We start from the raw sequence: 24,422 nt of genomic DNA on the forward strand, positions 1-24,422 counted from the left end.
AGCGCACTTGCATAGGTGAATTGACAACGGCCTTTGGTTTTTACTTTTCCACCGTAACAGCTGTTGTCGCTGGAAATTGCAAATGTACTCGCGATAAAACCGCGAAAACCGATTGAGAAACAAACAAAGCAGCAAGATACCACGGGCATTAAACCTACAAACAATATGTGTAAAGAGGAAGTTTGAATATGAATTTATTAAAAACCACTTTAGTCTCAGCCATCTTTTTGATACCAAGCAGCCAAATCATGGCGGGTGTTGATTCCGACTTTAAGGAAAAACCCCATGAGCGCTTCACCGTTTATACCGGCGACGGCAATTATAAACAGGCCTATCACTGGGTTTTTAACGAAAACGGGCAGGGGCCGGCGGTCACTATTTTTCTCAATCATGGCTCTGGCGGAGAGTGGTACGATGAAATAGATACCGAATTTGGCGTTTGCGGGCCTGATTATATTAATGGCAATGGCGATTTTACCGGCACGTTATATGACGGCTTATGTGAGGTTGACGGCAATGGTGATGAAGTGATGCTGGCAGACTTTACCGTCAGCAATGTACCGGTAGGGCCTTTGCTTGAAGATTTTATGCTGAAAAAAATTGTCGGCAGTACCGCTTTTGCCGCCTGGTATTGGCAAGATGCTTTTGCGCAATTTGACTCTCCGGTACATATTTTTATGGTCGGGCGTTACAACATAGTCAAAGATGCCGCTCATTTGGATAATGCCCTTTACTGGCTAAATCTCACCGATGAAAACAGCGTGACCCGGGATACAAACCCACCGTATAACTTTGATGGCTATGGTGTATCCGATATCGACGGCGACTTACGTCCCATGCATGCAGCACCTGACATTGCAGGATTCGATAATGTATTCCTTTATAAAGCGGTCAAAGAGCAATATCCCAATATATCCTTGAACAATATCATTATTGAGGGGCGCTCTAACGGCGGCTCAGCGATGATAGCCCTGGCTGCCGATCATCATATATGGCCGCAGAATACCCGGGAATTTTGGGGACGTAACCTACCGGCGCCAAACGAGCAACCACAGCCAGATCCGGATCCGGTTATTATCCCGGCGCTAACCCTGAATGACATTGTCAATAATCCACAATATGCCGATGCCTTCAATGCCATGTTGGCAAACATCAGCGCAGCAGATTTAGACGCCAGACTAAACAATGGCGAGTCACTTAATTTGTACAGCAACCATATGGTGGTCAATGGCACTGCGGGTGAACAAGCCAATGTAGAGGAGCCTGAGGTGAACCCCAATGGAAATTTCTCAGTCGAGACTTACCATGCAGATCTCGCGGCTTTTATTGGTGGCAATTTTTATGACGATGTAAAAATGATCCACTCATTTTATCCCGGCTGCCAACTAGACGGCACCATGGAAAAAGACGATAGCTTGCAGCAAGGTGTGGTAGCAGACGACGGCGACAATGCCAACGGTTATAAAGTGGCGATTAAAACCATGTTCAGTTTTGGTGATGAAGATTCCCTCTATAAAGCTGAGTGTGATGACCGTGTAAATGAAGGGGCGGTGCAAACCGATGTTGCCGGTACCTTTGCGGCTTCAACAATCACCGATGGTTCGGTATCTGTCATTGGCGAGCTTTTCTCACCCGCGCAACATGGTTTCGATTACAAGGATGTAGAAACCAATCAACCAGGTGATACACAAAACGAACAAGACCGGGCGGCGGAGTCTCGCCGGGCCATTGAACGTGTGATCAATCAGGCGATTGCCGAGTTAGGGCTCAATGGCAGTTACGCCTTGCCGGATAATTTGAATTAACCAAGCAGGATAGAGCAGGCCGGTGATCCGACACTAAGGGCAGCGTAAGCATGCCGATAAGAAACCGGACAACGGCCTGAATTAATTTATGTCCGTTGTTTTATAACGGTGAACTCTCTTGTTTGAGGTTTAGTCGTGATATGCAAGTCATGTTGAGTGTTATTGTCGTGACGTTAACTCAATGTTTTTTATAGTATTGAATTCTTCGTACAGTAAGTTATACAGTATCTGTAATTAAGCGCAATATTAAATGTAACCATACCCGGATTTATCCCGCTTTTTCTACTATAAACACAGGGTGAAACATTAACCACAGGAGGTATATCAAGCGAAGCTATTTACTAGCCATAGCTAAAATAGCTGATTAATAAATAGTTAACTAATAAATAGTTAACTAATAAATAGTTAACTAATAAATAGTTAACTAATAAATAGTTAACTAATAAATAGCTGACTAATAAACAGCGAATAAACACAAGCGCTACCCCTGAGTGCTCAAACACCCAGAGATAGCTAACCTAAACGAACTTGATAAGGAGTCCGTCATGGCTGAATATCATCATACGCCAGAGACTTGTCCGGCAAAAGTAAAATATCCCCGCCACCGCCAGTTAACCGTACAGGAAACCATTTGCGACTCGGCCGTGAAAATCCGCGGCACCGGCATTAACTATGTGCCTGTTAATGTTGAACCTTGTATTGTGCTCAGGGGAAAATGGCTGAAAAAGGCCGGTTTTGCTATCGGGCAAAAAGTCACTTTGATCATTAATCCGGATGAAGTGATGATTACCCCTAAGCTATCCGCCAAAAATTAAACTTGTTTAATACAGGCTACACAGGAAAAAGAGACTGATCCTAAGCAATAACAGGCTAAGCAACTGTGCCTGTTGGCAGGCGCAGTTGTATTATATTGTTGCTATGTAAAAATATAACGGGGCCAGAGAATAGCGGGCTCAGACTAGAGCAAGGCCAGGAGAACGCAGGGCTGGTGGGTCCGGCATAAATTTTCCGGTGATGGCCTCGGCGTGCAAGGAAATAGCGTTATTTTCACCTTAAGTCTCTTTTAAAAATAAAACAACATAACGGACATACGGTATAGGATAAAAAAATCAGCCTGCAGGCAAAAAATGAAACATTTCCCGATGGAATTATTCCACTTTTTTATATTCGTTAACTTTAATATATTCAAGTAGCTAAAGCCGCGTCAGCTGCTTTTTGTACCAGAGATTCGTTTTTGGGCAGCTTGAAAATCAGTTGTTATCTATAGGTTGAATTAAAACCGTACTTTTGCATAAATTATTAATGTAAAACAATAAAATTGTGATAGCACAAGTGGTAAGCTTATTTTGGATAAACCTATTTTACGATCAGGGAGTGTTAAATGAGCAAAATTCTTGTAATAGCGCACCGGGAAGACGAAAGCCCCACGGCAATAAATAAGGCGCTGCAACTGGCTGAACGCTATTGTGCAGGCATTCATATTGTGGCCTTTTGCCATGAAGAGCTTGAGTCTGTCGGCAGTTTTACTGCCGAGCAGGTAGAGCAGGTTAAACAGCAAATTGTCGATAAACGCCATCAATGGATTCAACATCAAGTTGCACAGCTAGAGCATGGCACCAGCAATATCACGGTTGATACGCAGTGGGAAAAAGAAATATATAAAGCCGTTTTAAAAGAAGTCTCCACCAACGACTACCGCTTTATCGTCGCTCAGCATCACGGAACCGGCAGTTTTTTCCATATTTCAACCGAGTGGTATTTATTACGGGAAAGCCGCATTCCTGTTTATTTGGTACGTCAGGACGAGTGGAAAAGCCAAAGTACTGTGCTGGCTGCGGTTGATTTAAAAAATGACTCGGTAGAAGGTAAGTTGATGCGCGAGCAAGTGATGTCTGCCGCCGCAGACTTTGCCAAGACATTTAATTCAAGATTACACTGCTGCTTTTGTTTTGAATTGCCGGAAATACTCATAGATCTTGATGTTATCGATAAAGTTCGTTATCAAGATGAAGTACGTGAAAAATATCTGCCGCAGATGCAGGCCCTGGCGCAGGAATATCATATTGATGAACAAGACCTGCATGTGAAATTTGGCAATCCGCAAAAGTGCATTGCCAGTGTAGCAACCAAATCAAAAACACATACCGTTGTTATTGGTTCGATGGCCCGCAGCGGCATCAAAGGAAAACTAATAGGAAACACTGCTGAGAAATTAACGGCTTATCTACATACTGATATGTTAATTGTAGCGCCGGTGTAATTTACTTATAAAAACACGGATTCTTTTGTTCTTTTTAAGAGTACTCTTGATATTGTGAATGAAATGAATGCGTTATTGGCTGCTCACGATTTGTTGTGAGCAGCTCTTTGCTTAACTTAGGCGTTTTGTTATACATCTGGTATAAAACGCTCATATACCAGTGCCGGAATTTCATATTACCCAGCGGTATTTTATGCCTGCCCGGATATGTAAACACAATACAGCACCTACAAGAACTAACAGCTATTACTTGCCAACTAGCCCAAGGCCAGCCAAAACCCGAGGGCTATCATCAGGCTACCGGCAATGCGGTTCATCCATTTGATATTATCCCCACGGTTTAAAAACAACCTTAAGCTTTTACCTCCAGCAGCATATGCCATCATGCTGGTAAATTCCGTGAGCATAATAATGCTGAGCAGTATCGCTAATTGCACATTAAGGTTCGCTTCAACGTTAATAAAAGGGGGCAGTAAAGAAATCATAAAGGCCCAGCCTTTAGGGTTGGCAATTGCCGTGATCAGTCCCTGGTAAAACAGGGAAGTGCGGTTGACTTGCTGTTGATCAATATTATCGGTTAACGCCATTTTACCTTTAGCGCGCCACATATTTACGCCGATATAGGCTAAATATGCCCCTCCCAGCCATTTTAATAGGGCAAAAGCTTCGGGATAGTTCAGCATAACACTTGCCACCCCCATAACCGCAGCAACGGCAACAACAGCTACACCGATTAATTCCCCCATCATCATCCATAATGTGCGTCTTACGCCGATACTCATGCCAAGGGTCATGGCCAAGGTCATGCACATACCCGGGGTGATCGATACAAAAAAGAAGGTGGGAATAAACACGGCAAGTACGGCAAAGTCAGGCATGACAGTTTTCTTATTCATTATTATGGCTTGCCAGTTTAATAGAGCTTAAGCGCAGAAGCTAGCTTGCTTAAGGTGAGTGCAGAAAGTTTTGGAGAATAAAGGCCGGTAACAAGGGCAGGTTTGCCCTTGATGTTTTAATACTTTCGTTAGGTCAGCTTCTGAGAAAACTCCCATGGAAACCCAAGGGAATATGATAAGGCAACCAGGCACGCATGATAGGCCCCTGCGAGAGATTATCGGCCTGAAACAGGTTAAGGCAGGTGCGCTTGCTTGGCACATGCAAAGCGGTGCCAAGGAGATAACCACTGCCTTCACGGGCTTTATTGGTGGTGATCACATGCTCTTCAACCAGGTAATCTTCACCGTAATAATATTCATCCACTGCCCCGGTATCTGTGTTTAACCTGCGTATAGAATCTGCCCAGAGCGTGTTGTTTTTATTGCCTGTGGTGTAAAGCAAACGGTTTCTGTGGCCAACCAGGTGGTCATAAATTCTAGGGAATTCACTGTCGCCGTCAATATATTGCTCAGTGAAGCCACCATTGGGTTTTAGCGTATATAACACGGTTTGTGAGCGGTTGGTATGCTTGCCTGTCTCGCCCTGCATCAAGGCTGATAAATTATGTAGCGAGCCGACATCCGGATATAAACTGGCGTCAAAATGTATGCTGCCGTCGCGCTCTTCCCAGGCATTGCCAAAATGAAAAGCAAAGCCCGGGGGCAGTTGATAGCTTTTCTTCAGGGTTAAGTGTGCTTTATCTATCACTAATACCCGCATCGGCTGTTCTTTTTCAAAGCGGGTGCGCTCAAAAAATCCTTTGCCCGCGCCATTGGGGGACAGGGAAGGTAAGATCAGCAAGATATGCTTATGGGTGATTAAAAAGTCATGCAGCATGCCGCGATAACCGGCATCGACCACGGCGGCATTTTTCATCTGACCGTTTGCCGATAAATGATAGAGCACCGCCTGGCCATTGCCGTTAAGACCAAAATTGAAGATATCGCCGCCGGGATCTATTTTCGGGTGGGCAGAAAACGGCATGCCTTTTAAGCTTTGGCCAAACGGGCTGTTTTGCCCGAGGTTGACCCAATCGCTGCTGTTCAGTGTCTGTGGGTTAACCTGCATCGGCGAGCCTGCTTCCCACAGGGTCCAGAGCTTATCGCCCACGCTGATCACGTTAGTGTTGGAGCTATTGATACTATCGGCATGATGCACCGCCAGGGCACCGGCAATTTTGGTATCCGGCCCCGAGTAGAGGAACTTGCCCGCCTGTTGTTCTCTGGCAAATTTCGGGGTATTGATAAATTTCCCCTGATGAAAAAGCTTGCCATTGCCAAAGTTAAAGCTGTGGAGCATGCCGTCACCTTCAAATAGGTGCCGGTACCTGAGGTTACCCCGTTCATGGCCCGCCGGGCCGATACGGTAAAGTGTCCCCTTTAAATCCCCCGGCATTTTCCCCTCAATGGTTAAGGCTTTTAAGGCAAAATTTTCCGTGACATTGGCAAAACCGATCAAGGCGGGATTGTCCTGCAGCGCCCGGGCAAATTGTGCTTTTGTTGATAACGGCATCGGGACCGGATCTATTATTTTTGCCAGCGCCTGCATGCCAGGGGCCATTGCCAGGCTGCTACCGGCGACCATGGATAAATTTTTTATAAAATGACGTCTGTTCATCATACTGTCCGTTGTTAATAGTGGCTGTGATTAATAAATGACTTTGCTGGAGAGCTTGAGGTCACCGCCGTTTACCTGAAATTTCATTTCCTGATATTTTGCCGGGCCAAAATTTGGCATGGCATTGTTGGAAAATCCGTAACCTTCGGTGGGTATGCCAAAAAGATTGCTGTCGAGTTTGCCGTTGTTATTTTCATCGTGATAAAAGCGCAGTGCGTATTCACCGCTGTCGACATCCTGAAAGATCAGGGTGGCATTGCCTGATTTTGCTTTGGTCATAGTGGCCAGCTCGGCTTTGCCCTGGTTATAATTTTCTTCGCCATGAAATAGCTGAATATAGAGTTTCCCCTGGTCATTTTTTATCCCGGTGATCTCCAGCTGGATATTGGCACTGTGGGCAAAAAAGCTGCTCAGGGTGAATGCGCCTGTGATGAATAATGTGTTTATTGTTTTAATCATAAAAGTACTCCTTTTTATGTTTTTCGTATAAATCACTTAAGGTGAATAACAAGCCATTGCCTGGCGTTGAAAAAACTTTAAAATAGGGCGATGTGATCGCCAAGGCAGATTACGTGAACCGCGCCATTTTTTCGTAAAAAGCACAGTAAAGGTTGAAGTACCATTGACGATTCGTGAATTTTTCCTTAAATATCATATAGAAAGTGAGTTGTTTAATAAAAAGACAATCAAAACGGATTGCCTGGTTTTACTGATAGCAGGCGTAGTTTTAGCTTTGCTGGCGCCTTTTGGTATGAACAAAATTGCCCTGGGCAGCAACATTGCCTTTTGGGTGACCGCCTGTTTTGTTGGGCATTTGCTTTATTCACCCTTGTTCTTTTTCGGGACTAAATATTTGCAGCGTTTTCCTTTGCCTGTCTGGGCGGGATTATTGCTGTTGTCGGTCGTCGGCGGATTTTTGATGTGTTTTGTGATCACTTTTATCAGCTGGTTATATCTGGGCGGTCGTGCCGATTATCTTGCCGATATCCCCATTCTCTTTCCAAAAACCTTTTTAATTGGTGTGATCATCACCTTGGTAAAACTGTTTAAGCACTACATTAAGCACCAAAACGAGCAACTAGCGCAGCAAAAGCAAATTCAGCAGGAGCAGGAGACCAGCGTTAACTTTATGGCTAAGTTGCCAAAAGATAAACGCGGCACCTTGTTGTGTCTGGAAATGGATGATCATTACCTTAAGGTACATACCGATAAAGGGCATCACATGTTGTTGATGCGTTTAAAAGATGCTTTAGAAGACTTGGTTCATTACCCGGGGCTGCAGACCCACAGATCCTGGTGGGTGGCAGAAGAAGCCATTCGTGAAAGTGTTAAGCAGGAGCGCAAAGTGTCGTTAAGGCTGAGCAATGATTTGCTGGTGCCTGTCTCCAGAACGTATCTGCCGCAGCTGAAAGCGAGGAACTTGCTCTGAGAGCTTGTTAATTAAGGTGTTGTTGCTGCTGATAATGTTTTTGTCTGCTCAGCATCAAAGCGCGTCTTCAATAAAAGATAATCTATGTTTGCACAAGCAATCATTAGCAAAAAAACAAAGCACATGCTAAAACTTTTACACTATTTACAAAACTGCCTCCCTGATGAATAAAGCAGCCCTGTCGGTACTCAATACCGTTTTTGGTTACCCCGAATTTAGAAGCCCCCAGGATGAAGTCATTGACACTGTGATTAATGGTGGCGATGCCCTGGTATTAATGCCGACAGGTGGCGGTAAGTCTCTTTGTTATCAAATACCTGCACTGATCCGCCCGGGGTGTGCCATTGTTATTTCACCGCTGATTGCCTTAATGCAGGACCAGGTGAATGCACTGACCCAGCTGGGCATTAATGCCGGTTTTTTAAATTCAACGCTGGATAACAATCAGGCTTTAGCGGTTGAGCAGGCGCTTTTTCAGGGGGAATTAGAGCTACTTTATATTGCCCCCGAGCGTTTAACCCAGCCCAGAACCTTGTCCATGCTGCAGCAATGCTCTATTGCCTTATTTGCCATTGATGAAGCCCATTGTGTTTCGCAGTGGGGGCATGACTTTCGGGCAGATTATCTAGAGTTGTCGTTATTACACCAGCAATTTCCTTCGGTGCCGCGCATCGCCTTAACGGCGACGGCGGATCCCCGCACCCATCAGGAAATCAGCGAAAGACTGCAGCTTGATCAGGCCAGGCATTTTATCGCCGGGTTTGACCGGCCGAATATCCAGTATCGCATCCATCAAAAGCATAATGGCCGCCAGCAGTTATTAAGCTTTATCCGCAGCGAGCATGAACATGACGCCGGTATTGTTTATTGCCTGTCCCGCAAAAAAACCGAAGAAACCGCCAGCTGGTTATGCCAGCAGGGGTTACAGGCCTTGCCTTATCATGCCGGGTTAGCACCACAGGTGAAAGAGCAGCATCAAAACCGTTTTTTACGGGAAGACGGCATTATTATCGTCGCCACCATCGCTTTTGGCATGGGCATAGATAAACCCGATGTCCGTTTTGTTGCCCATCTCGACTTGCCAAAAAGCATAGAGTCTTATTATCAGGAAACCGGGCGGGCAGGGCGTGACGGCCAGGCGGCGACTGCCTGGATGGTTTATGGCTTGCAGGATGTGATCAAGCTCAAACAGATGCTGGACAGATCCGAAGCCCCCGACATGCAAAAGCGCATTGAACGCCAGCGTTTAGATGCCATGTTAGGGCTTTGTGAAATTACCACCTGCCGCAGGCAAACCTTATTGGCTTATTTTAATGAACATTTGCACCGGCCCTGCGGCAATTGCGATACCTGTATTACCCCGGTGCAAACCTGGGACGGCACCGAGGCGGCACGTAAGGCGTTGAGCTGTGTCTACCGCACCGGGCAACGTTTCGGCGTTAATCACCTTATCGATGTGCTTCTGGGGAAAAGCACGGCCAAAGTGCAGCAATTTCATCACCAAACACTGAGTACTTATGCCATAGGGAGTGAGCTGGAAAGCAATCAGTGGCATTCTGTGTTCCGCCAGTTAGTGTCGCGCGGTTATATATATGCCGATATGGATAGTTTCGGCGCCTTTAAGCTGACGGAGAAATGCCGCCCTTTATTGCGCGGCGAACAAAGCATTGAACTGCGCAAAGATAACACCGGAAAGATGAAAAAGAAAAAAGCATCAAAATCAGCAGCTGTTCCTGAATATGCCCAGCCCTTATGGGAAGCGCTCAGGGCGTTAAGGAAACAGCTGGCGGATGAGCATGGTGTTCCCGCTTATACGGTTTTTCATGACAGTACTATGATGGAAATGATCAGTATCCGCCCTGAGAATAGGGAGCAGCTGTTAAACATCAGCGGTGTCGGGGTCAGTAAATTAGATAAGTACGGCGAGCAGTTTTTGGCGGTTATTGCCGAGCATAATCAACAATAAAAGAATAGCCTTGGTTCATTCGATAAAAGTATAAATATCGGTCAGATTTGATTGCATGCTGGCAGGTGAGGGTAAATTATTTTTATTAGAGAAAACAAAACTCTACATGGATGTTCATTCAGTGAAAACGATCATTGATGAAAAGTCAGCTTATTTCATCATAGGAAGCTATTAACTCATTATTAAAATAGGTCGAAATCAGTTCTCCCTGCCAATGACATATTGAAATGATGGGCTGCCTCTGCCGCCCACCATAATCTTGGGTATTGATTTCATGGTGAACTGCTTTATTTTGTAAGTCGCCATTGAGCTTGAGCATCAGTGCAGAAAGCGGGGCAATCGAACGCCAGCTTTTACTTGTCGACCAAAGGAAATAATAATGATCATCCTGATCTTCAGGGTTATCTTTTTCGATATAGATAGATTGTAAAACAGGCACGCTTGCCCCAAACATACGCCCGGGCATACGTGATTTAATCACTTTTTTCTCGAATGAGAATTGACCTTCACTATCGGTTGATGCATAGGTAACTTGCTCTTTCCCGTCTTCATAGCCTTCATACATCAGCCTACGAACCACCTCTATTCCGGCGACAGGTTTACCATTATCGGTAATACAGCCGCGTACCTCGGCTGACAATTCAACATCGTGGCGTTTAAACAGTCCAAACATGGCTCGGCCTCCTTGGTGAAGAGAAGTTTTGTTTACCTGAGCATATAAGGGGAAATTTTTGATATTCCAGAGCTGGATTTATGCTGCTGGAAATTGTTTGCTCTAACCAAAAGTATCGCTTTTGCTGATAATTGCTTTACAGAAATTTCCCAAGCTGAAAATTTAGTATGGTTGGCTTTATCATTTATTCAATAGCTTTTTATAAAAGCTGATTCGATAAAATGACGGGGAGGGGGATTATCAGGCATTGGCCTTTTGGAGTATAAGGGAAGGCCCGTTATCTTTGCGTCAATGCCATAGCTGTGAGCAGCTTAGCGCAAAGATAACGGAAATGTGCTTTAGCTGGCTGTACTCCCCATGGGCTCGGGGTAAGCTTGCGGCAACATGGCGAAACTTTCTTCGGCGAAACCGACCCCGGCTTCGGTATAGAAGTTAAAGACTTTGTCTATGCCGTACTCAATCAATTCTTCCCGTTCATCGTCATAGCGGGCGATGGCGGCAATTTGCCCCTGGTAGTTGGCGGTTTTTAACTGGCTGGCAATGCTTTTACTGTCCTGTACCGAAGGCAGGGCCAGCAGGATTAAATGGATCTTGCTCAGGTCGATATTTTCCCAGAAAAAAGCATCTTCCCCGTCGCCGTAACAGGCCTGCATGCCTTTTTTGCTGATCTGTTTTATTTTTTCCTTGTCGGCATCCATTCCCCAAACCCGGGTATTGCCGTGGGTGGATAATGCCTGGTAGGCCCCCATACCAACCCGGCCCATGCCGATAACGATGACAGGAGCATCCTCGGGCTGTTCAAATACGTCTTCGGGCAGGCGGGTGCTGCGCTCGAATTTTCTCAGGAAATCTTTATGGCGGGCAAAGATAATATGGGAAAAGCGGTACAGCACATTGGTGAGGACAAAAGAGATTGACACCGCCAGTGCCAGGATCACCAGCCACTCGTTGGCCAACCAGCCGGCCTTGACGCTGATAGCGGTGACGATCAGGCCAAATTCACTGTAATTGCTTAACCCCAGGGCACTTAAATAGGCGGTCCGGCAGCGAATTTTCAGTGCGCACAGCAGCAGGAAAAACAGCACAAATTTGACCGGCAACAACAGTGCCAGTGCTGAGGCCAGCCCCAGCATTTGCCAGTCGGGCAGGGCGGTAAAGCCTATGGTCAGGAAGAAGCCGATTAAAAAGATATCTTTAAAACTCAGCAGCGACTTAGAGATTTCCGTTGCTTTAGGGTGCGTGGCCAGCAACATGCCTATAAGCAGGGCGCCGAGATCACCTTTGATATTTACCAGTTCAAACAATTCATAACTGCCCAGCGCCAGGAAAAAGCCTCCCAAAGGCATTAACTCGCCGTGACCGGCGTGACTGATCACCCGGCTGAGCAGCGGACGCAGCAGCACCAAAACTAACAGCGCCGGAGCCCATATGGAGGGGGTTTTTCCCGTAGCCAGCACTAAAAAGATCACCGCGACGATATCCTGCATCACCAGGATGCCGATGGCGAGTTTGCCGTGGCGGGTTTTCATTTCCCCTTGCTCTTCCAACAGCTTGACGACGCAAACCGTGCTGCTGAAACTCAAAGCAAAAGCGATCAAGGCGGCGGTGGTGAAGTCGAGATCGGCAAAGTAGGCCACGGCCCCCATGATCAGCAATTTGGAGAGTACGGCAACCGTCACCACCCAAATCAGGGTATGGCTTAAACTGGCGAGCCAGATTTCCGGTTTGAATAAGTCTTTGACGTTTAGTTTCAACCCGATCGTAAATAACATCAAGGTGATGCCTAAATCTGCCAGAGCCTGGAGATTGTCATCCGCCTGGAAGCCGAGGAAATGCAGTAAAAAACCGGCAAACAGGTAGCCGATAGAAGGGGGCAGCGACACCGACTTTGATGCCAGGCCGCAAATAAACGCAAAAAGTATCCAGATAAATTCCATTTGGCCCTCAAGTTGTTCAATTTGCCATGAAAAGCAAAAAGTTGTTGCTAGTGTTAAGTTGTAGGTAGTGTAAAATTGCTAGTCGTTATTTGTGTTTAGCTTGTCTTTGTTTTCATTTGCTTTTCTTTAGCAGTAACTGGTTCAGCTGTTTATGCATCACCTCGACGATTAACGGCTGCGCCGCCTGGTTCGGGTGAATGCCGTCCGCCTGCATCAGTTTCGGGTTGGTGGCTATCTCTTCCATAAAAAACTGCAATAACGGAATATTTTCCTGTTCGGCGACCTGGGTGAAGGTATCGGTAAATAACTGGTTATATCTGGGGCCGTAATTGGGGGGAATACGGATATTCATGATCGCCACCGGAATATCTTTTTCCTTGGCCAGCCGGATTATTTGTAACAAGTTGTTTTTTATCAGCTTGGGGGGAAAGCCGCGCAGGCCGTCATTGCCGCCGAGTTCTATTAGCAGATAATCGACTTTTTCTTTCGATAAAATGCCCGGCAGGCGAGATAAACCGCCTGCTGTGGTCTCGCCGCTTATGCTAGCATTAGTGATCATAAAGGGGGCATTTTGCTCGTTGAGGGTTTGATTAAGTAAACTGACCCAGCCTTCATTTTGTTGCATTCCATAGCTTGCACTGAGACTATCACCTAGTAATACAATAGAGTTAGCCGCTTTAACCTGAGCACTTAGGGTTAGCAAGCAAAACATTAACAAAGTAAAAAAAGTATTTTTTATCATGAAGTTAAATTCCGAAATTATCCTTAAAGCCGATGCGTTAGCCAAGTCAGTTGCCTTGGAAAATAAAAACCTGGATCTGTTACTCGAGATAAATCTTGAAGTTAATGCAGGTGAAACACTGGCGATTGTCGGTTCCTCCGGCTCAGGTAAAACCACCTTATTATCCTTGCTTGCCGGACTGGACCTCCCCTCGTCAGGTGCAGTTTATCTTAAAAACCATGGTTTGCACCAGCTAAATGAAGAGCAGCGCAGTCAGGTACGAGCAGAGCACGTGGGATTTATTTTCCAGCAGTTTCTTTTAGTTAACAGTTTGACCGCGCTTGAAAACGTGATGTTGCCCGCCGAGCTGGCCAATATGGCAAATGCCAGGGAAAGCGCTAAAGCTTTGCTTGAGCAGGTGGGCTTAGGAGATCGCATTGATCATTTCCCTTCCCAGTTATCCGGCGGTGAGCAGCAAAGGGTCGCCATTGCCCGCGCCTTTATTTCCAAGCCGGATATTTTATTTGCCGATGAGCCCACAGGCAACTTGGATACCCGTACCGGCGAGCATATCACCGAGTTGCTGTTTAACCTGAACCAGCAATTTGGCACTACCTTGGTGCTGGTGACCCATGATCCTAAACTGGCGGATAAGTGCCAGCGCCGGGTGGTGATGGAGAGCGGACAGCTTATTGAAGAAGTTACTAACATTGCCAATGTCGGTTAGACCGGGCTTTTAATAGGAAAACAATGACCTATGAATATTTTTAATGCTGTCTGGTTCAGGCAATCAAAACGTTTACTGCTGCATGAACTACGCCGGGGTGATCTCACCATTATTTGCCTGGCGATTGTGCTGGCGGTGGCCACGGTATTTTCCCTGTCGGGATTTTCCGGGCAGATACAACAGGCTTTGCTCAATAAAAGCACCAGCTTTATTGCCTCAGATCGGGTGCTGCAAACCAGCCGCGAGATAGCCCCGGCGATTATCGACAAAAGCGAGCAGCTCGGCCTTGATAATGCCAAGCAAGTATTAATGTCGTCCATGGTGTTTGCCGGCGACAAGATGCAGCTGGCACAACTTAAGGCGGTTTCCGATGCTTATCCGCTTAGAGGCGAGCTGCTGATCTCTTTCCCGCAGCACAAGTTAGTTAACCAGCGCCGTAACGCGCCTGAGGCCGGCAAGGTCTGGGTGGAGAAGAAAGTCTTATCCGCGCTGGATTTGACTATGGGGGATACCATAGAAATAGGTGTCAGCAGTTTTGTGCTTGACGGCATTATCGAGCAAATTCCCGATGCCAGTTTCAGCGTCTTTACCAATGGCCCGGCGATTATTTTAAATGAGTCGGATATCGGCAAAACCCAGCTGATACAGCCGGCCAGTCGCCTCACTTATAAGTATTTATTTGCCGGCGACAATGATGCGGTTGAAGCATTTGAGGCCTGGATCAAACCGCAAGTGAACGAAACCCAGCGCTGGTACGATATCCAGTCACGGCAATCGCCGCTCGCCAATGCCCTTAACCGCGCGGAAAAGTATCTCTCCCTGGCCAGTATGCTGGGTATTATCCTCGCCGCCGTTGCGGTCGCAGTCGCCAGTCGCCGTTACAGCCACAGGCACCAACCTATGGTGGCGGTGTTTAAGGCCATGGGGGCGTCTATGGCCCATATCCAGAAACTCTATTGCCTGCATTGGGGGCTGCTGAGTCTTTTCGGCATTTTTGTCGGTATCGTCCTGGGCTATGCCTTATTGCAGGGCGGCTTATATGCGGTGAAGGACTTTTTGCCGGTAAACGATTTTGTCTTTAGCTGGTATCCGCTGGTCATTTCCTGTGTCACCGGGCTGATTTGCGCCATTGCCTTTGCGGTGACGCCGTTAAAACATCTGGTGGCGACACCGGCTTTGTCGGTGATCCGCGGTTTTTCCCAACAGGAAAGCGGTGCTGATAATGGCAGTTCGCTTTCCTTTAAACAGAGAGTACAACAAGGCGGCCAGTATCTTTTACCGCTGGCGGCGCTGTTTACCCTGCTGTTTATGTTCAGCAAAGATTTGCTGTTAAGTTTTGCCTTGCTTATCGGCGGCATTCTGGTGGCGGGTATTCTGGTGCTCTTTGGCCGCGGCCTGATGAGTGCAGGCCGGGTTGCCGGTACCCAGGCGGGTAAATCCTGGCATCTGGCGATGGCGAATTTAAAACGACGGGCAAAAGAAAACAGTGTTCAGCTGGTAAGCTTTACCATAGCGATTAAGTTGTTGTTATTGATTGTGGTGATCCGCAGCGCTTTGCTGAGCGAATGGCAGCAGCAATTACCCCAGGATGCGCCGAACCGCTTTTTGATCAATGTCAGCGGGCCGGAAGTGACCCAGGTAGATGACTTTGTTGCCAAACACGGTTTAAAAACCAGCGGTTTATATCCCGTGGTACGGGGACGGCTAACTGCGATTAATGAAGAAAAAGTCGCGCAAAAAGTCACCAAGGAAGAAGATAAGGCGTCGGATAACGGCAGGCGCGGTGTCGGCCGAGAGCTTAACCTGACCTGGCGCGAGCAGTTGCCGAAGGAAAATAACATCATTGACGGCAGTTGGTGGAGCGAGTCGGGTGCTGAATCAAGTGGGCAGCCCCAGGTCTCGGTTGAGCACGGGTTGGCCGAGCGCTTGGAGCTTAAAATCGGCGATACTTTGACCTTCCAGCTCGGCAGTGAGTTTTTCACTGTGCCTGTTACCAGTATCCGCGAAGTGAACTGGCAGTCGATGCAGCCGAACTTCTTTATGATCTTCAGCCCGGGCGTGCTGGCAGATTTTCCTGCCACCTATATTTCATCGCTGTATATACCCGATGAAAAAGATCAAGCCCTGCAAGACTTTATGACGCAGCATCCGACCATTTCCATGATAGATGTCGATGCCATGATAGGTCAGCTGCACAGCGTGATCGAACAGGTATCGCTGGCGGTGGAGTTTATCCTGGTACTGGTGGTGATCGCAGGCTCCCTGGTCTTGGTGGCGCAGGTACAGGCCAGCATGGAAGAGCGCGAGCGTGAAGTGGCTATTTTAAGAACCTTGGGAGCAAAAGGCGCCTTACTGAGGAACAGTGTCTTGTTCGAATTTGTCGCCCTGGGAGCGATTGCCGGTTTTATGGCCAGTATTGCCATGGAGATCGCCGTGTACTTTTTACAAACCCGGGTATTTGATATGAGCGCCAGTTTGCACTTTCAATACTGGGGGCTGGGGATCGTGTCCGGTGGCCTTTTTGTCGGCTTGGTGGGCATGCTCAGCTGTTGGCGCTTGCTTAATATGTCAAGTGTGACCCTGATCCGGCGGACCATGTAATTTGCATCGCCTGACTATATTACTGGTCCGGTAACCGAATAAATAAAGGCTTGCTGCAACAAGCCTTTATTCTTTGCGAACATACCCGGCTTGCTTTTTTGCCGTTATTTGGCCAGCAACTGCGTTAATGCCTGTGCTAGTGTCGGGTACTCAAAGGCGAAACCGGCATCAAGCAGTTTTTTCGGTACTACATGCTGGCCGTGGATCAAGAGTTCAGCCATTTCCCCTATCAAGAGTTTTAATACCGGGCCCGGCATAGGCATAAAGCAGGGGCGGCCTAGTTGGCTTGCCAGTGTCTGGCTAAACTCCTTATTGCTGACCGGTGTTGGCGCGGTCAAGTTTACCGCTTGGGAAATGTTCTCTTGTTGCAGCAGGTAGTTCAGCGCCTGGCAGTAGTCGTCTATATGTATCCAGGGCATAAACTGAGCGCCATCGGCAATCGGCCCGCCCAGTCCGAAAGAAAAGGGCGGCAGCATTTTTGCTAAGGCCCCGCCATTTTTGCTTAAGACAATACCGGTACGCAGCAGGCAAACCCGGGTCTTTTCCCGGCACAGCAGGGCTTTTTCTTCCCAGGTCCGGCATAATTCGTGGCTGAACTCCGGATAACAATCAGCAAAATCTTCATCTATATCTAATGCTTGCTGGCGGCCATAATAGCCGATGGCAGAGCCGGAAAGGAAAACCTCCGGCGGGGAGGCGGATTGGTTGATCAATTGTGCAAGCTGTTCGGTAACCTGCCAGCGGCTTTGACACAAGCGTTGTTTTTGCTTTTCACTCCAGCGGCTATCTGCCAGCGATTCCCCTTGCAGGTTGATCACCGCATCAAAGGCATCCAGGTTCTCAAAGCCCTGTAAATGCTGGATCAAGACAATGTCTTTTTTATCCTGGTGTTCTTTTGCACCTCCTGGCAATTGGTTGCTGAGCGATGGTGGATGAATTTGCCGGCTCAGGACGGTAAAGTGATGTTGATGCAAATATTTGTTAATAAAATGCCGGCCGATTAAGCCGGTGCCCCCGGTGATCAGGATATTCATATCATTGCACCTTTGCCTGTTTTAGTATCGAGCTTAGTCTATTTTGTTTGCCTGCGGGCTTAATCTTTTTAATTTATGACAAAGCTTGGGCCTGCTGGGTAAAAAATGTGCAATACCATGAATTAATTATCAAAATTTATTACGGCTTTTAAGGCATTTTAGCGTATAGTTTGGGCTTTAAAATCAAGAACAAAAGAAAAGTTTATTTATGGGATTAACCAGCAAAAACAGTAGTGCCGTTAAGGCGCTTTTGGTGACCGCCGCTCTTTTTATTATTCTTGCGGGCATTAAAACCGCGGCGAATATTTTAGTACCGTTTTTATTGTCGGTCTTTATCGCCATCATCTGCAATCCCCTGGTGGCAAAAGCCAGCAAATACAAAATCCCCAATGTGATTTCCGTACTCTTGGTGATCCTGATTTTTGTCACCGTCGCCCTTTCCCTGGCAGGCCTGGTAGGGAAATCCCTGAATGAGTTATCCCTGTTGTTGCCTGAATACCGGGCGCAGCTCAAAGACCAGTTTATCTGGGTAACGGAAAAACTCGCCAACTACAATATTCAGATTTCCTCTGCGGTGCTGGTGGAGTATTTTGACCCGGGGGCGGCCATGAGCCTGGCGGCGGATATGCTCAGCGGCCTGGGAGGCGTGATGGCCAATATGTTTTTGATCATCATGACGGTGGTTTTTATGTTGTTTGAAGCCTCAGGTATCCCGAAAAAGTTGCATCTGGCGTTGGACGATCCCGAAATGCGCCTGAAGCAAATCGATAAGTTCCTTTCTTCGGTGAACCATTATATTGCGATTAAAACCCTGGTCAGTATTGCCACCGGGGTCTGCGTTTCCGTGATGTTGTGGGCCTTTGGCCTGGACTTTTTCCTGCTGTGGGGCGTGCTGGCATTTTTGCTTAATTATATTCCCAATATCGGCTCTATCATTGCGGCGGTACCGGCGATGTCTTTGGCGGTATTGCAGCTCGGACCGGGCAGTGCCGGGCTTATCGGTTTAGGTTATCTGATGATCAATACCGTGATGGGCAATGCGGTAGAGCCCAGATACCTGGGAAGAGGCCTGGGCCTGTCTACCTTAGTGGTATTCCTATCGTTAATCTTTTGGGGCTGGCTGTTGGGCACGGTAGGCATGTTATTGTCTGTGCCTTTAACCATGATAGTAAAAATCGCCCTGGAAAGTTCGTCGGAAGGCCGCTGGCTGGCTGTGCTCTTGTCTGGGAATGAGTCTGGGAATGAAAGCGGGAATGAGCCGGAAAATGAAGCCGGGCAGAAGGCTTAGTGCTGACGCTTACCTGATAAATACAGATCTTGCCTTGATGGATATTTGAATGTAAGGAGTGCTGTTGATGGACAAGTATATCGTCACCAAAGAAGAAATTGACGACTATCCCGGGATTGAGAAAACACATTTTCTCAATAACAAAGCGGTGCGCCGCAATAAATCCCTGGGCGATCTTACCGGCTTAAACGGCATAGGTTTTCATATTATTGAGATCCGGCCGGGATTTGAGTCCACCGAGTTTCATCAGCATTTTTTTGAAGAAGAATGCGTATATATTCTTGCCGGAGAAGCTGAAGCGAGGATCGGTGATGATATCAGCCGGGTAAAGGCTGGTGATTTTATCGGTTACCGGGCGGGGGGCCTGGCCCATAGCCTGAAAAATACCGGTGATCAACTGTTAAGGTGTATCGTGGTCGGCCAGCGCTTGGAACATGATGTTGCCGATTATCCGGATTTGCAAAAGCGTATTTTTCGCAATAAAGGCTGTCAGTGGAACCTGGTGGATATTGCTGCGATCGAAACGCCGGTGGCGGGGGAGAAAAAGTAGTAAAGGAAAGCTGACATGGGCAGGCATTGGAAGGGATAGCCAATGCCTGCGTTTAGCTGTTAGCGCTTATAACGCTCTTTGGTGACGCTTGATCGCCCTGGCGATACGTTTGGCGGCACGGGTCACGGTTTTTCTGCTGGGGTGCAGACCGTCGCCCATATGTTCGAAACCTTTCCAGAAATCAAGGACAATAGCGCCTGGCATTTCGCTTTCCAGCCTGGTGCGGTAGAGGTCCCGGTAAGCATTGTAGCTCTCTTCACCTATGATCCAGGGCCAGCCCAGGGCGGTACGGAAAAGCTCCAGCTCTAAATTTTCATAAGCTGGGGTATAGCCGTAAATCGGGGTGATGCCTTTTTCCAGCGCCTTTTTGCCGACGGCAATGAGATTGTCAATAGAGGCATTCATCTGATCTTCACTGCATTCCATGGTGAGTTCCATGGCAATACCGAAGGCATCGGGATGCATGCAGTCGTTGCCCTTCACGATCACCAGGTAATTGGCATTGACGTTATCCCCTGAGGATACCCGGGCCAGGGCTTTTTGAAACTGGGTATCGTAACTGTCCCAGCCGGGGCCGACGCATTCAGGTCCCGGATAACAGCCGAGGCGGGTAAAACTGGTGGCGCCCGCCTGGGCTTCGTTAATGACATGTCCCGAAAGGCTTCTTTCCCTTACCAGGGCATTGCCAAGAGACAGATAAGTGCCCAAATTGACCGCCGTGCCCGCTAAAGGGGCCTGTAAATCACTGAAAAACGGGGTAGTTGCATTTGCATAAGAGGCGCCGATGATCAGCAATGGTGCCTCGGTTGATTTATGATCTGCCCATGCCGCAGAAGATAAAAATGACATGGTGATAAAAACTGAAGAAAAGAGACGTTTGACCGATTTTAAGTATGAAAACTTCAACATAAAATATTCCTGGTACTAAGTTAATGTTAAAAATAAAACACCCTTATCCCAAGGCTTTTTATGAAACCTTCCCTGGGATCTGCTATCAAGATATCGTTTTGTTTCACATGTGGATACCCTGACAATTAGAACAAATCGATCTAACCATCATGAACGTGTTAACTTTTTGTTATATCTTGATGTCGTCAAGATAGGAGTTTTCCCTGAGGATATTACTGGTATTATTGCCTTAAGCTGATCATACTTTTGCCTGGGCACAGCTATTGCCAGCTAAGCCAAAGGAGGGAAAATGTCTGAGGAAAAAGGAAATTATACCGGCAGTTGTTTATGCGGACAGGTGCAATATCAGGTGAGCGAGTTTTTACCCGTGATCGCCCATTGTCATTGCACTATGTGTCAAAAATTCCATGGTGCGGCTTTTTCTACGTTTGCCGAAGTTGAAAAAGAACACCTTCATTGGCTCAGCGGCCAGGAGCATTTAACCAGCTACCGGGCAGAAAACGGCAGCATCAGGCAATTCTGTAATTGCTGTGGCGCCAGTATGGCATTCATTTCCCGTTATAACGAGGAAGCGTCCACGGTAGAGATTGCCATCGCCACCTTAGACTCCGGGGCGCCTTTAACCCCGGATGCCCATATTTTTACCCGCTCCCAAGTGCCCTGGATAACATTGTGCGATGATTTGCCCAGGTTCAGTGGCTTTCGCACACCAATACCGGCAGATGAAGATCACAGTTGATAGCTTTGTTCCGCCCGGGTGACTTTTTGCAGGTAACGCCGGCTTTCACTCTTGGGATGCCCTGTGGTTAAGTGCCGGTAAACTTCTTCAGGCAGCAGTGCATTGATCCGGCTTTTGGCATGGTCCCGGTTGCTGCTGAAGGTTTTAAAAACATTGCCGGCGCCGCCGTTGTAGGCGGAAATGACGGCAAAATGCCGGCTCTGGCTGTTGCGGATATTTTTCAGGTATTGCTGGGATAAAATATGCAAATAGGCGGTGCCGATGTCGATATTTTCCCGGGCGCTGAACAGGGTTTGCTTGCCCGGCATGCCGGGTTTTTTCTTGATCTTCTGATAAACATCTTTGCCCGCGGTGGCGGGCACGATTTGCATCAGGCCGTAGGCATTGGCGCGGCTGACGGCAAAGGGGTTAAAACTGCTTTCGGTTTCGATAATGGCATAAATCAATGCCGGTTTTATTTGATATTTATTGGCGGCGGCCAGCACATAAGGAGCGTATTTTTGTTTGCGCAGCTGATGGTGAGAGCCCACCATAGGGATTTCTACACCATAAATCTTTTGTTTGCCCCTGACGGTTTTTTTCAATTTGTGTTTGATCAGGTAGTCGGCAAAGCGGTTGGCGCGCCAGGAATAGGCGATAGCCTGGCCGTCGTGATCGAGTACCTGATTAAATAAATAGGGTTTACCGGAAATGATCGGCTCCTTGTCGGAAAACAAATCGATATGGGCCGGATTATCGTCGGTGAGTAAAGTGGTGACGATTGCCTGTTTGAGCTGTTCCAGGGGCTTGCCGGCGGCAACGGTTTCAACACTGACCAGGCCTTTGGCAAAGTCGACCTCGGCCTTGGAATGATAGCCGTGGCCGTATTTCACTAACTTTTTTCGCCCGGCAACGACGGCATGGTCTTTACCCCAGATGGCGATGATGATGGCGGCGAATTCTTTAATGCTGGCATCTAAGGTGTTGAGATCGCTGACTAGCTGTCCGGGAGACTGGCTGTAGGTTTTCCCCTTGCCCTGGAGGTAACCTTTAAGGTGTGTTTTCGGATCGTCCGAGAGTATCGCCCGGGCAAGTTTTTGCTGATCTGTTACCGTGCAGGCGCAGAGCAGCACAGTGAAAAACAAGATAACGCCCAGGCGGGGTGAGAAAGAAAACCTGCGGGTAACATCCATCCAATAGCAATCCCATACTGCAAAACTCTGGCCTTACTTTTTCATATCCGGCAACAAAAATAAAGTCTGTACCGTTTTTACAAGTAAAAGGGAGAGGAAATTTACCGATAAGGGGATTTAGCTTGATTCAAATCACGGCGGGGGCTTTTCGCCTTTGTTAGCATGCCTTCAGGTAGCATAATCAGGTAAAAGTACTGATGGAAGAATGGGTAGGGGAAATCTGGCATAAGTTTATTACCCGCAAGGCGTCGACCGAATATCAAGAGGCCAGGGTAAAGTTTGCCGATATCAGTCACTCGGTGTCCCTGGTATTTCGGGCCCTTGGCGGCGAAGGCGTTAAACGGGTTGAAGCAGCGAGTGGCCGGGATTACCTGGTGCGGCGTTCTTTGCTGGAAAAAATTTCCGGCGCCAACCAGCAAATCAGCCTGGCCTGGCAAGACGATGAAAGCCTGCGTCTGCCCGAATCGCTGGCAGTTTTCCCCGACAGTGAGCTTAACCGGGATCTTTATATCTGGCTGGCAGTGCTGGCGGCGCAGCACAACGGCCGCTTTAAGCACTGGGGGCTGGATAACCAGCAGCTGGTGCTGGATGTGCTGACAAAATACCCGGGATTAAAACCCAGGTACCAGCGCCTGGCAAAAACTTTTGTAGCCCAACGCGGCGATCCGGGGAAATTACCCCGGGAAGAACGGGAAATGGAGCTTGCCATTAACCGTGCCTTATTGGAGCCCGGTTCAGTGAAAGCATTTCCTGTGGTCAATTATGCCCCGAAAGCGGTATTGCTATGGCTGTATCCGGCCTCAGTTATTTCATCACAGGCATCGCCTTTTCTGGAAAATAGTGCCGATGAAGACGAACAGGAAAGCAAAAAGCCAAAACAGGAAAAGCAAATCAACACCCGTAAAAAAGCCGAACGCAGCGATGCCGGTAATAACCGCGATGGCATGATGATTTTTCGCCTGGAGAGCTTATTTAGCTGGAGCGAATTTTCGAAAATGGACCGCGGCCTTGACGACAGCGATGATGAAGATAATGACCGCGTGGCGCAAGATCTTGATAAAATTACCTTGTCCAGACAGCAAACACAAAAAAGCTCGGCGATAAAAATGGATTTGGATCTGCCCTCTGCCAGTGAAGACGATATTCCCCTCGGCCCCGGCTGCAAATTGCCGGAATGGGATTATCGCAGCAATCAGCTGGTACCGGACAGGTGTTTGTTGCATCCCATGCTGCCAAGAGATGCGAGCCCTAAAGGTTTGCCCAAGCATCTGCAAAACACTGCCAAGACCATACAGGCGCAGTTTGAGCAATTGCAAAGTGTCCGCTACTGGCTCAAATCCCAGCCCCAGGGGGAAGAGGTCGACATGAATGCCTGGCTTGATTTTTATGTACAAACTCAGGCATCAAAAGCTGAAGATCGCGGACTGTATCAGAGTTTTCGCGGTAACTTCCGCGACTTATCCTGTTTGTTGCTGGCGGACTTGTCCATGTCAACCGAAGCCTATCTAGATGACGATAACCGGGTTATTGACGTGGTTAAAGACAGTTTACTGCTCTTTGGCGAGGCGCTGCAGTCAAGCGGCGATAATTTTGCCATGTATGGTTTTTCCTCGGTGAAACGCTCGAATGTCCGCTTTAGTGTGTTAAAAAACTTCAGGGAAAACTACGGCAATCAGATCAGGGGACGCATCCAGGCATTAAAACCCGGCTTTTATACCCGTATGGGGGCAGCGGTTCGCCAGGCAAGTAAGCTTTTGATCGAACAGCAATCGACGCAAAAGCTGCTATTGATGCTCACCGACGGCAAGCCCAACGATATCGACCATTATGAAGGGCGTTTTGGTATCGAAGACTGCCGCCAGGCGATCCTCGAAGCCAGGCAGCAGGGCATAAAACCCTTTTGCATTACCATAGATCAGGACGCCGCGGATTATTTGCCGTATATTTTCGGCAGCAGCGGTTTTACCGTGATTATGAAACCTTCACAGCTGCCGGTGCGCCTGCCCCAGTTGTACCACCAGCTGACGGCACAATAAGCACAAGGGTGAGCATAATAAA

Annotated in this window: 20 protein-coding genes; 11 read left to right on the forward strand and 9 right to left on the reverse strand. The window is 47.7% G+C overall.

What is annotated here, in order from left to right:
- The first annotated feature begins 188 nt into the window (after positions 1-188).
- The 3 genes from SG35_RS12575 (at position 189) to SG35_RS12585 (ending at position 4,065) form a co-directional block, all read left to right on the forward strand.
- Positions 189-1,805 (forward strand): hypothetical protein, encoded by a 1,617-nt coding sequence (locus SG35_RS12575; protein ID WP_044836056.1) that lies wholly within the window; start codon positions 189-191, stop codon positions 1,803-1,805.
- A 545-nt stretch (positions 1,806-2,350) separates the two neighbouring features.
- Positions 2,351-2,620, forward strand: coding sequence for a SymE family type I addiction module toxin (locus SG35_RS12580; RefSeq protein WP_044833527.1), 270 nt, complete (start codon positions 2,351-2,353; stop codon positions 2,618-2,620).
- A gap of 566 nt (positions 2,621-3,186) precedes the next feature.
- Positions 3,187-4,065: a universal stress protein gene (locus tag SG35_RS12585; RefSeq protein WP_044833528.1), complete on the forward strand. Its 879-nt coding sequence runs from the start codon at positions 3,187-3,189 to the stop codon at positions 4,063-4,065.
- 257 nt (positions 4,066-4,322) lie between these two features.
- Here the strand turns inward: SG35_RS12585 and SG35_RS12590 are convergent, their stop codons facing one another.
- The 3 genes from SG35_RS12590 to SG35_RS12600 form a co-directional block, all read right to left on the reverse strand.
- Entirely contained in the window at positions 4,323-4,943 is a 621-nt protein-coding gene (locus tag SG35_RS12590) for a LysE family translocator (RefSeq protein ID WP_044833562.1), read from the reverse strand.
- Positions 4,944-5,094: 151 nt separating this feature from the next.
- Positions 5,095-6,621, reverse strand: a complete 1,527-nt coding sequence (locus SG35_RS12595; RefSeq protein WP_236702616.1) for a carotenoid oxygenase family protein — start codon at positions 6,619-6,621, stop codon at positions 5,095-5,097.
- 27 nt (positions 6,622-6,648) lie between these two features.
- Complete coding sequence (locus SG35_RS12600; RefSeq protein ID WP_152646663.1) at positions 6,649-7,077, reverse strand: DUF2141 domain-containing protein; 429 nt, start codon at positions 7,075-7,077, stop codon at positions 6,649-6,651.
- A gap of 163 nt (positions 7,078-7,240) precedes the next feature.
- Here SG35_RS12600 and SG35_RS12605 point away from each other — a divergent pair, with 163 nt between their 5' ends.
- Complete coding sequence (locus SG35_RS12605; protein ID WP_053043111.1) at positions 7,241-8,047, forward strand: LytTR family DNA-binding domain-containing protein; 807 nt, start codon at positions 7,241-7,243, stop codon at positions 8,045-8,047.
- Positions 8,048-8,210: 163 nt separating this feature from the next.
- Positions 8,211-10,013 carry a DNA helicase RecQ gene (gene recQ / locus SG35_RS12610; protein ID WP_044833530.1) on the forward strand — a complete coding sequence of 601 codons (1,803 nt, stop codon included), beginning with the start codon at positions 8,211-8,213 and terminating at the stop codon, positions 10,011-10,013.
- 145 nt (positions 10,014-10,158) lie between these two features.
- Here the strand turns inward: recQ and SG35_RS12615 are convergent, their stop codons facing one another.
- The 3 genes from SG35_RS12615 to SG35_RS12625 form a co-directional block, all read right to left on the reverse strand.
- Positions 10,159-10,686, reverse strand: coding sequence for a DUF6795 domain-containing protein (locus SG35_RS12615; RefSeq protein WP_044833531.1), 528 nt, complete (start codon positions 10,684-10,686; stop codon positions 10,159-10,161).
- Between the two features lie 338 nt (positions 10,687-11,024).
- Positions 11,025-12,623, reverse strand: a complete 1,599-nt coding sequence (locus SG35_RS12620) for a cation:proton antiporter family protein (protein WP_044833532.1) — start codon at positions 12,621-12,623, stop codon at positions 11,025-11,027.
- 112 nt (positions 12,624-12,735) lie between these two features.
- On the reverse strand, positions 12,736-13,365 hold the full coding sequence (locus SG35_RS12625) for an arylesterase (RefSeq protein WP_044833533.1): 630 nt from the start codon (positions 13,363-13,365) through the stop codon (positions 12,736-12,738).
- On the opposite strand from SG35_RS12625, the gene SG35_RS12630 reads away from it, so the two are divergent.
- On the forward strand, positions 13,364-14,071 hold the full coding sequence (locus tag SG35_RS12630) for an ABC transporter ATP-binding protein (protein WP_044833534.1): 708 nt from the start codon (positions 13,364-13,366) through the stop codon (positions 14,069-14,071). The two genes, SG35_RS12625 and SG35_RS12630, sit on opposite strands and share 2 nt — an antisense overlap.
- A gap of 30 nt (positions 14,072-14,101) precedes the next feature.
- The gene (locus SG35_RS12635) at positions 14,102-16,672 is read left to right on the forward strand and encodes an ABC transporter permease (RefSeq protein ID WP_044833535.1); all 2,571 of its coding nucleotides are present in this window, start codon (positions 14,102-14,104) and stop codon (positions 16,670-16,672) included.
- Between the two features lie 104 nt (positions 16,673-16,776).
- Here SG35_RS12635 and SG35_RS12640 read toward each other — a convergent pair whose 3' ends face one another.
- Positions 16,777-17,706, reverse strand: coding sequence for a TIGR01777 family oxidoreductase (locus tag SG35_RS12640; RefSeq protein WP_044833536.1), 930 nt, complete (start codon positions 17,704-17,706; stop codon positions 16,777-16,779).
- A 208-nt stretch (positions 17,707-17,914) separates the two neighbouring features.
- Here SG35_RS12640 and SG35_RS12645 point away from each other — a divergent pair, with 208 nt between their 5' ends.
- Positions 17,915-18,994, forward strand: a complete 1,080-nt coding sequence (locus SG35_RS12645; protein ID WP_044833537.1) for an AI-2E family transporter — start codon at positions 17,915-17,917, stop codon at positions 18,992-18,994.
- Positions 18,995-19,061: 67 nt separating this feature from the next.
- A complete protein-coding gene (locus tag SG35_RS12650; protein ID WP_044833538.1) occupies positions 19,062-19,544 on the forward strand; it encodes a cupin domain-containing protein in 483 nt (160 codons plus the stop codon).
- A gap of 66 nt (positions 19,545-19,610) precedes the next feature.
- On the opposite strand, the gene SG35_RS12655 is transcribed toward SG35_RS12650, so the two are convergent.
- Entirely contained in the window at positions 19,611-20,453 is an 843-nt protein-coding gene (locus SG35_RS12655) for an SGNH/GDSL hydrolase family protein (RefSeq protein ID WP_053043112.1), read from the reverse strand.
- A 289-nt stretch (positions 20,454-20,742) separates the two neighbouring features.
- On the opposite strand from SG35_RS12655, the gene SG35_RS12660 reads away from it, so the two are divergent.
- Positions 20,743-21,192, forward strand: a complete 450-nt coding sequence (locus tag SG35_RS12660; protein WP_044833539.1) for a GFA family protein — start codon at positions 20,743-20,745, stop codon at positions 21,190-21,192.
- Here the strand turns inward: SG35_RS12660 and mltC are convergent.
- The gene (gene mltC, locus SG35_RS12665) at positions 21,183-22,364 is read right to left on the reverse strand and encodes a membrane-bound lytic murein transglycosylase MltC (RefSeq protein WP_044833540.1); all 1,182 of its coding nucleotides are present in this window, start codon (positions 22,362-22,364) and stop codon (positions 21,183-21,185) included. The genes SG35_RS12660 and mltC overlap by 10 nt on opposite strands.
- 197 nt (positions 22,365-22,561) lie before the next feature.
- On the opposite strand from mltC, the gene SG35_RS12670 reads away from it, so the two are divergent.
- Positions 22,562-24,400 carry a nitric oxide reductase activation protein NorD gene (locus tag SG35_RS12670; protein ID WP_044833541.1) on the forward strand — a complete coding sequence of 613 codons (1,839 nt, stop codon included), beginning with the start codon at positions 22,562-22,564 and terminating at the stop codon, positions 24,398-24,400.
- Positions 24,401-24,422 lie beyond the last annotated feature (22 nt).

It is taken from the genome of Thalassomonas actiniarum (assembly GCF_000948975.2).
Classification (GTDB): Bacteria; Pseudomonadota; Gammaproteobacteria; order Enterobacterales; family Alteromonadaceae; genus Thalassomonas; species Thalassomonas actiniarum.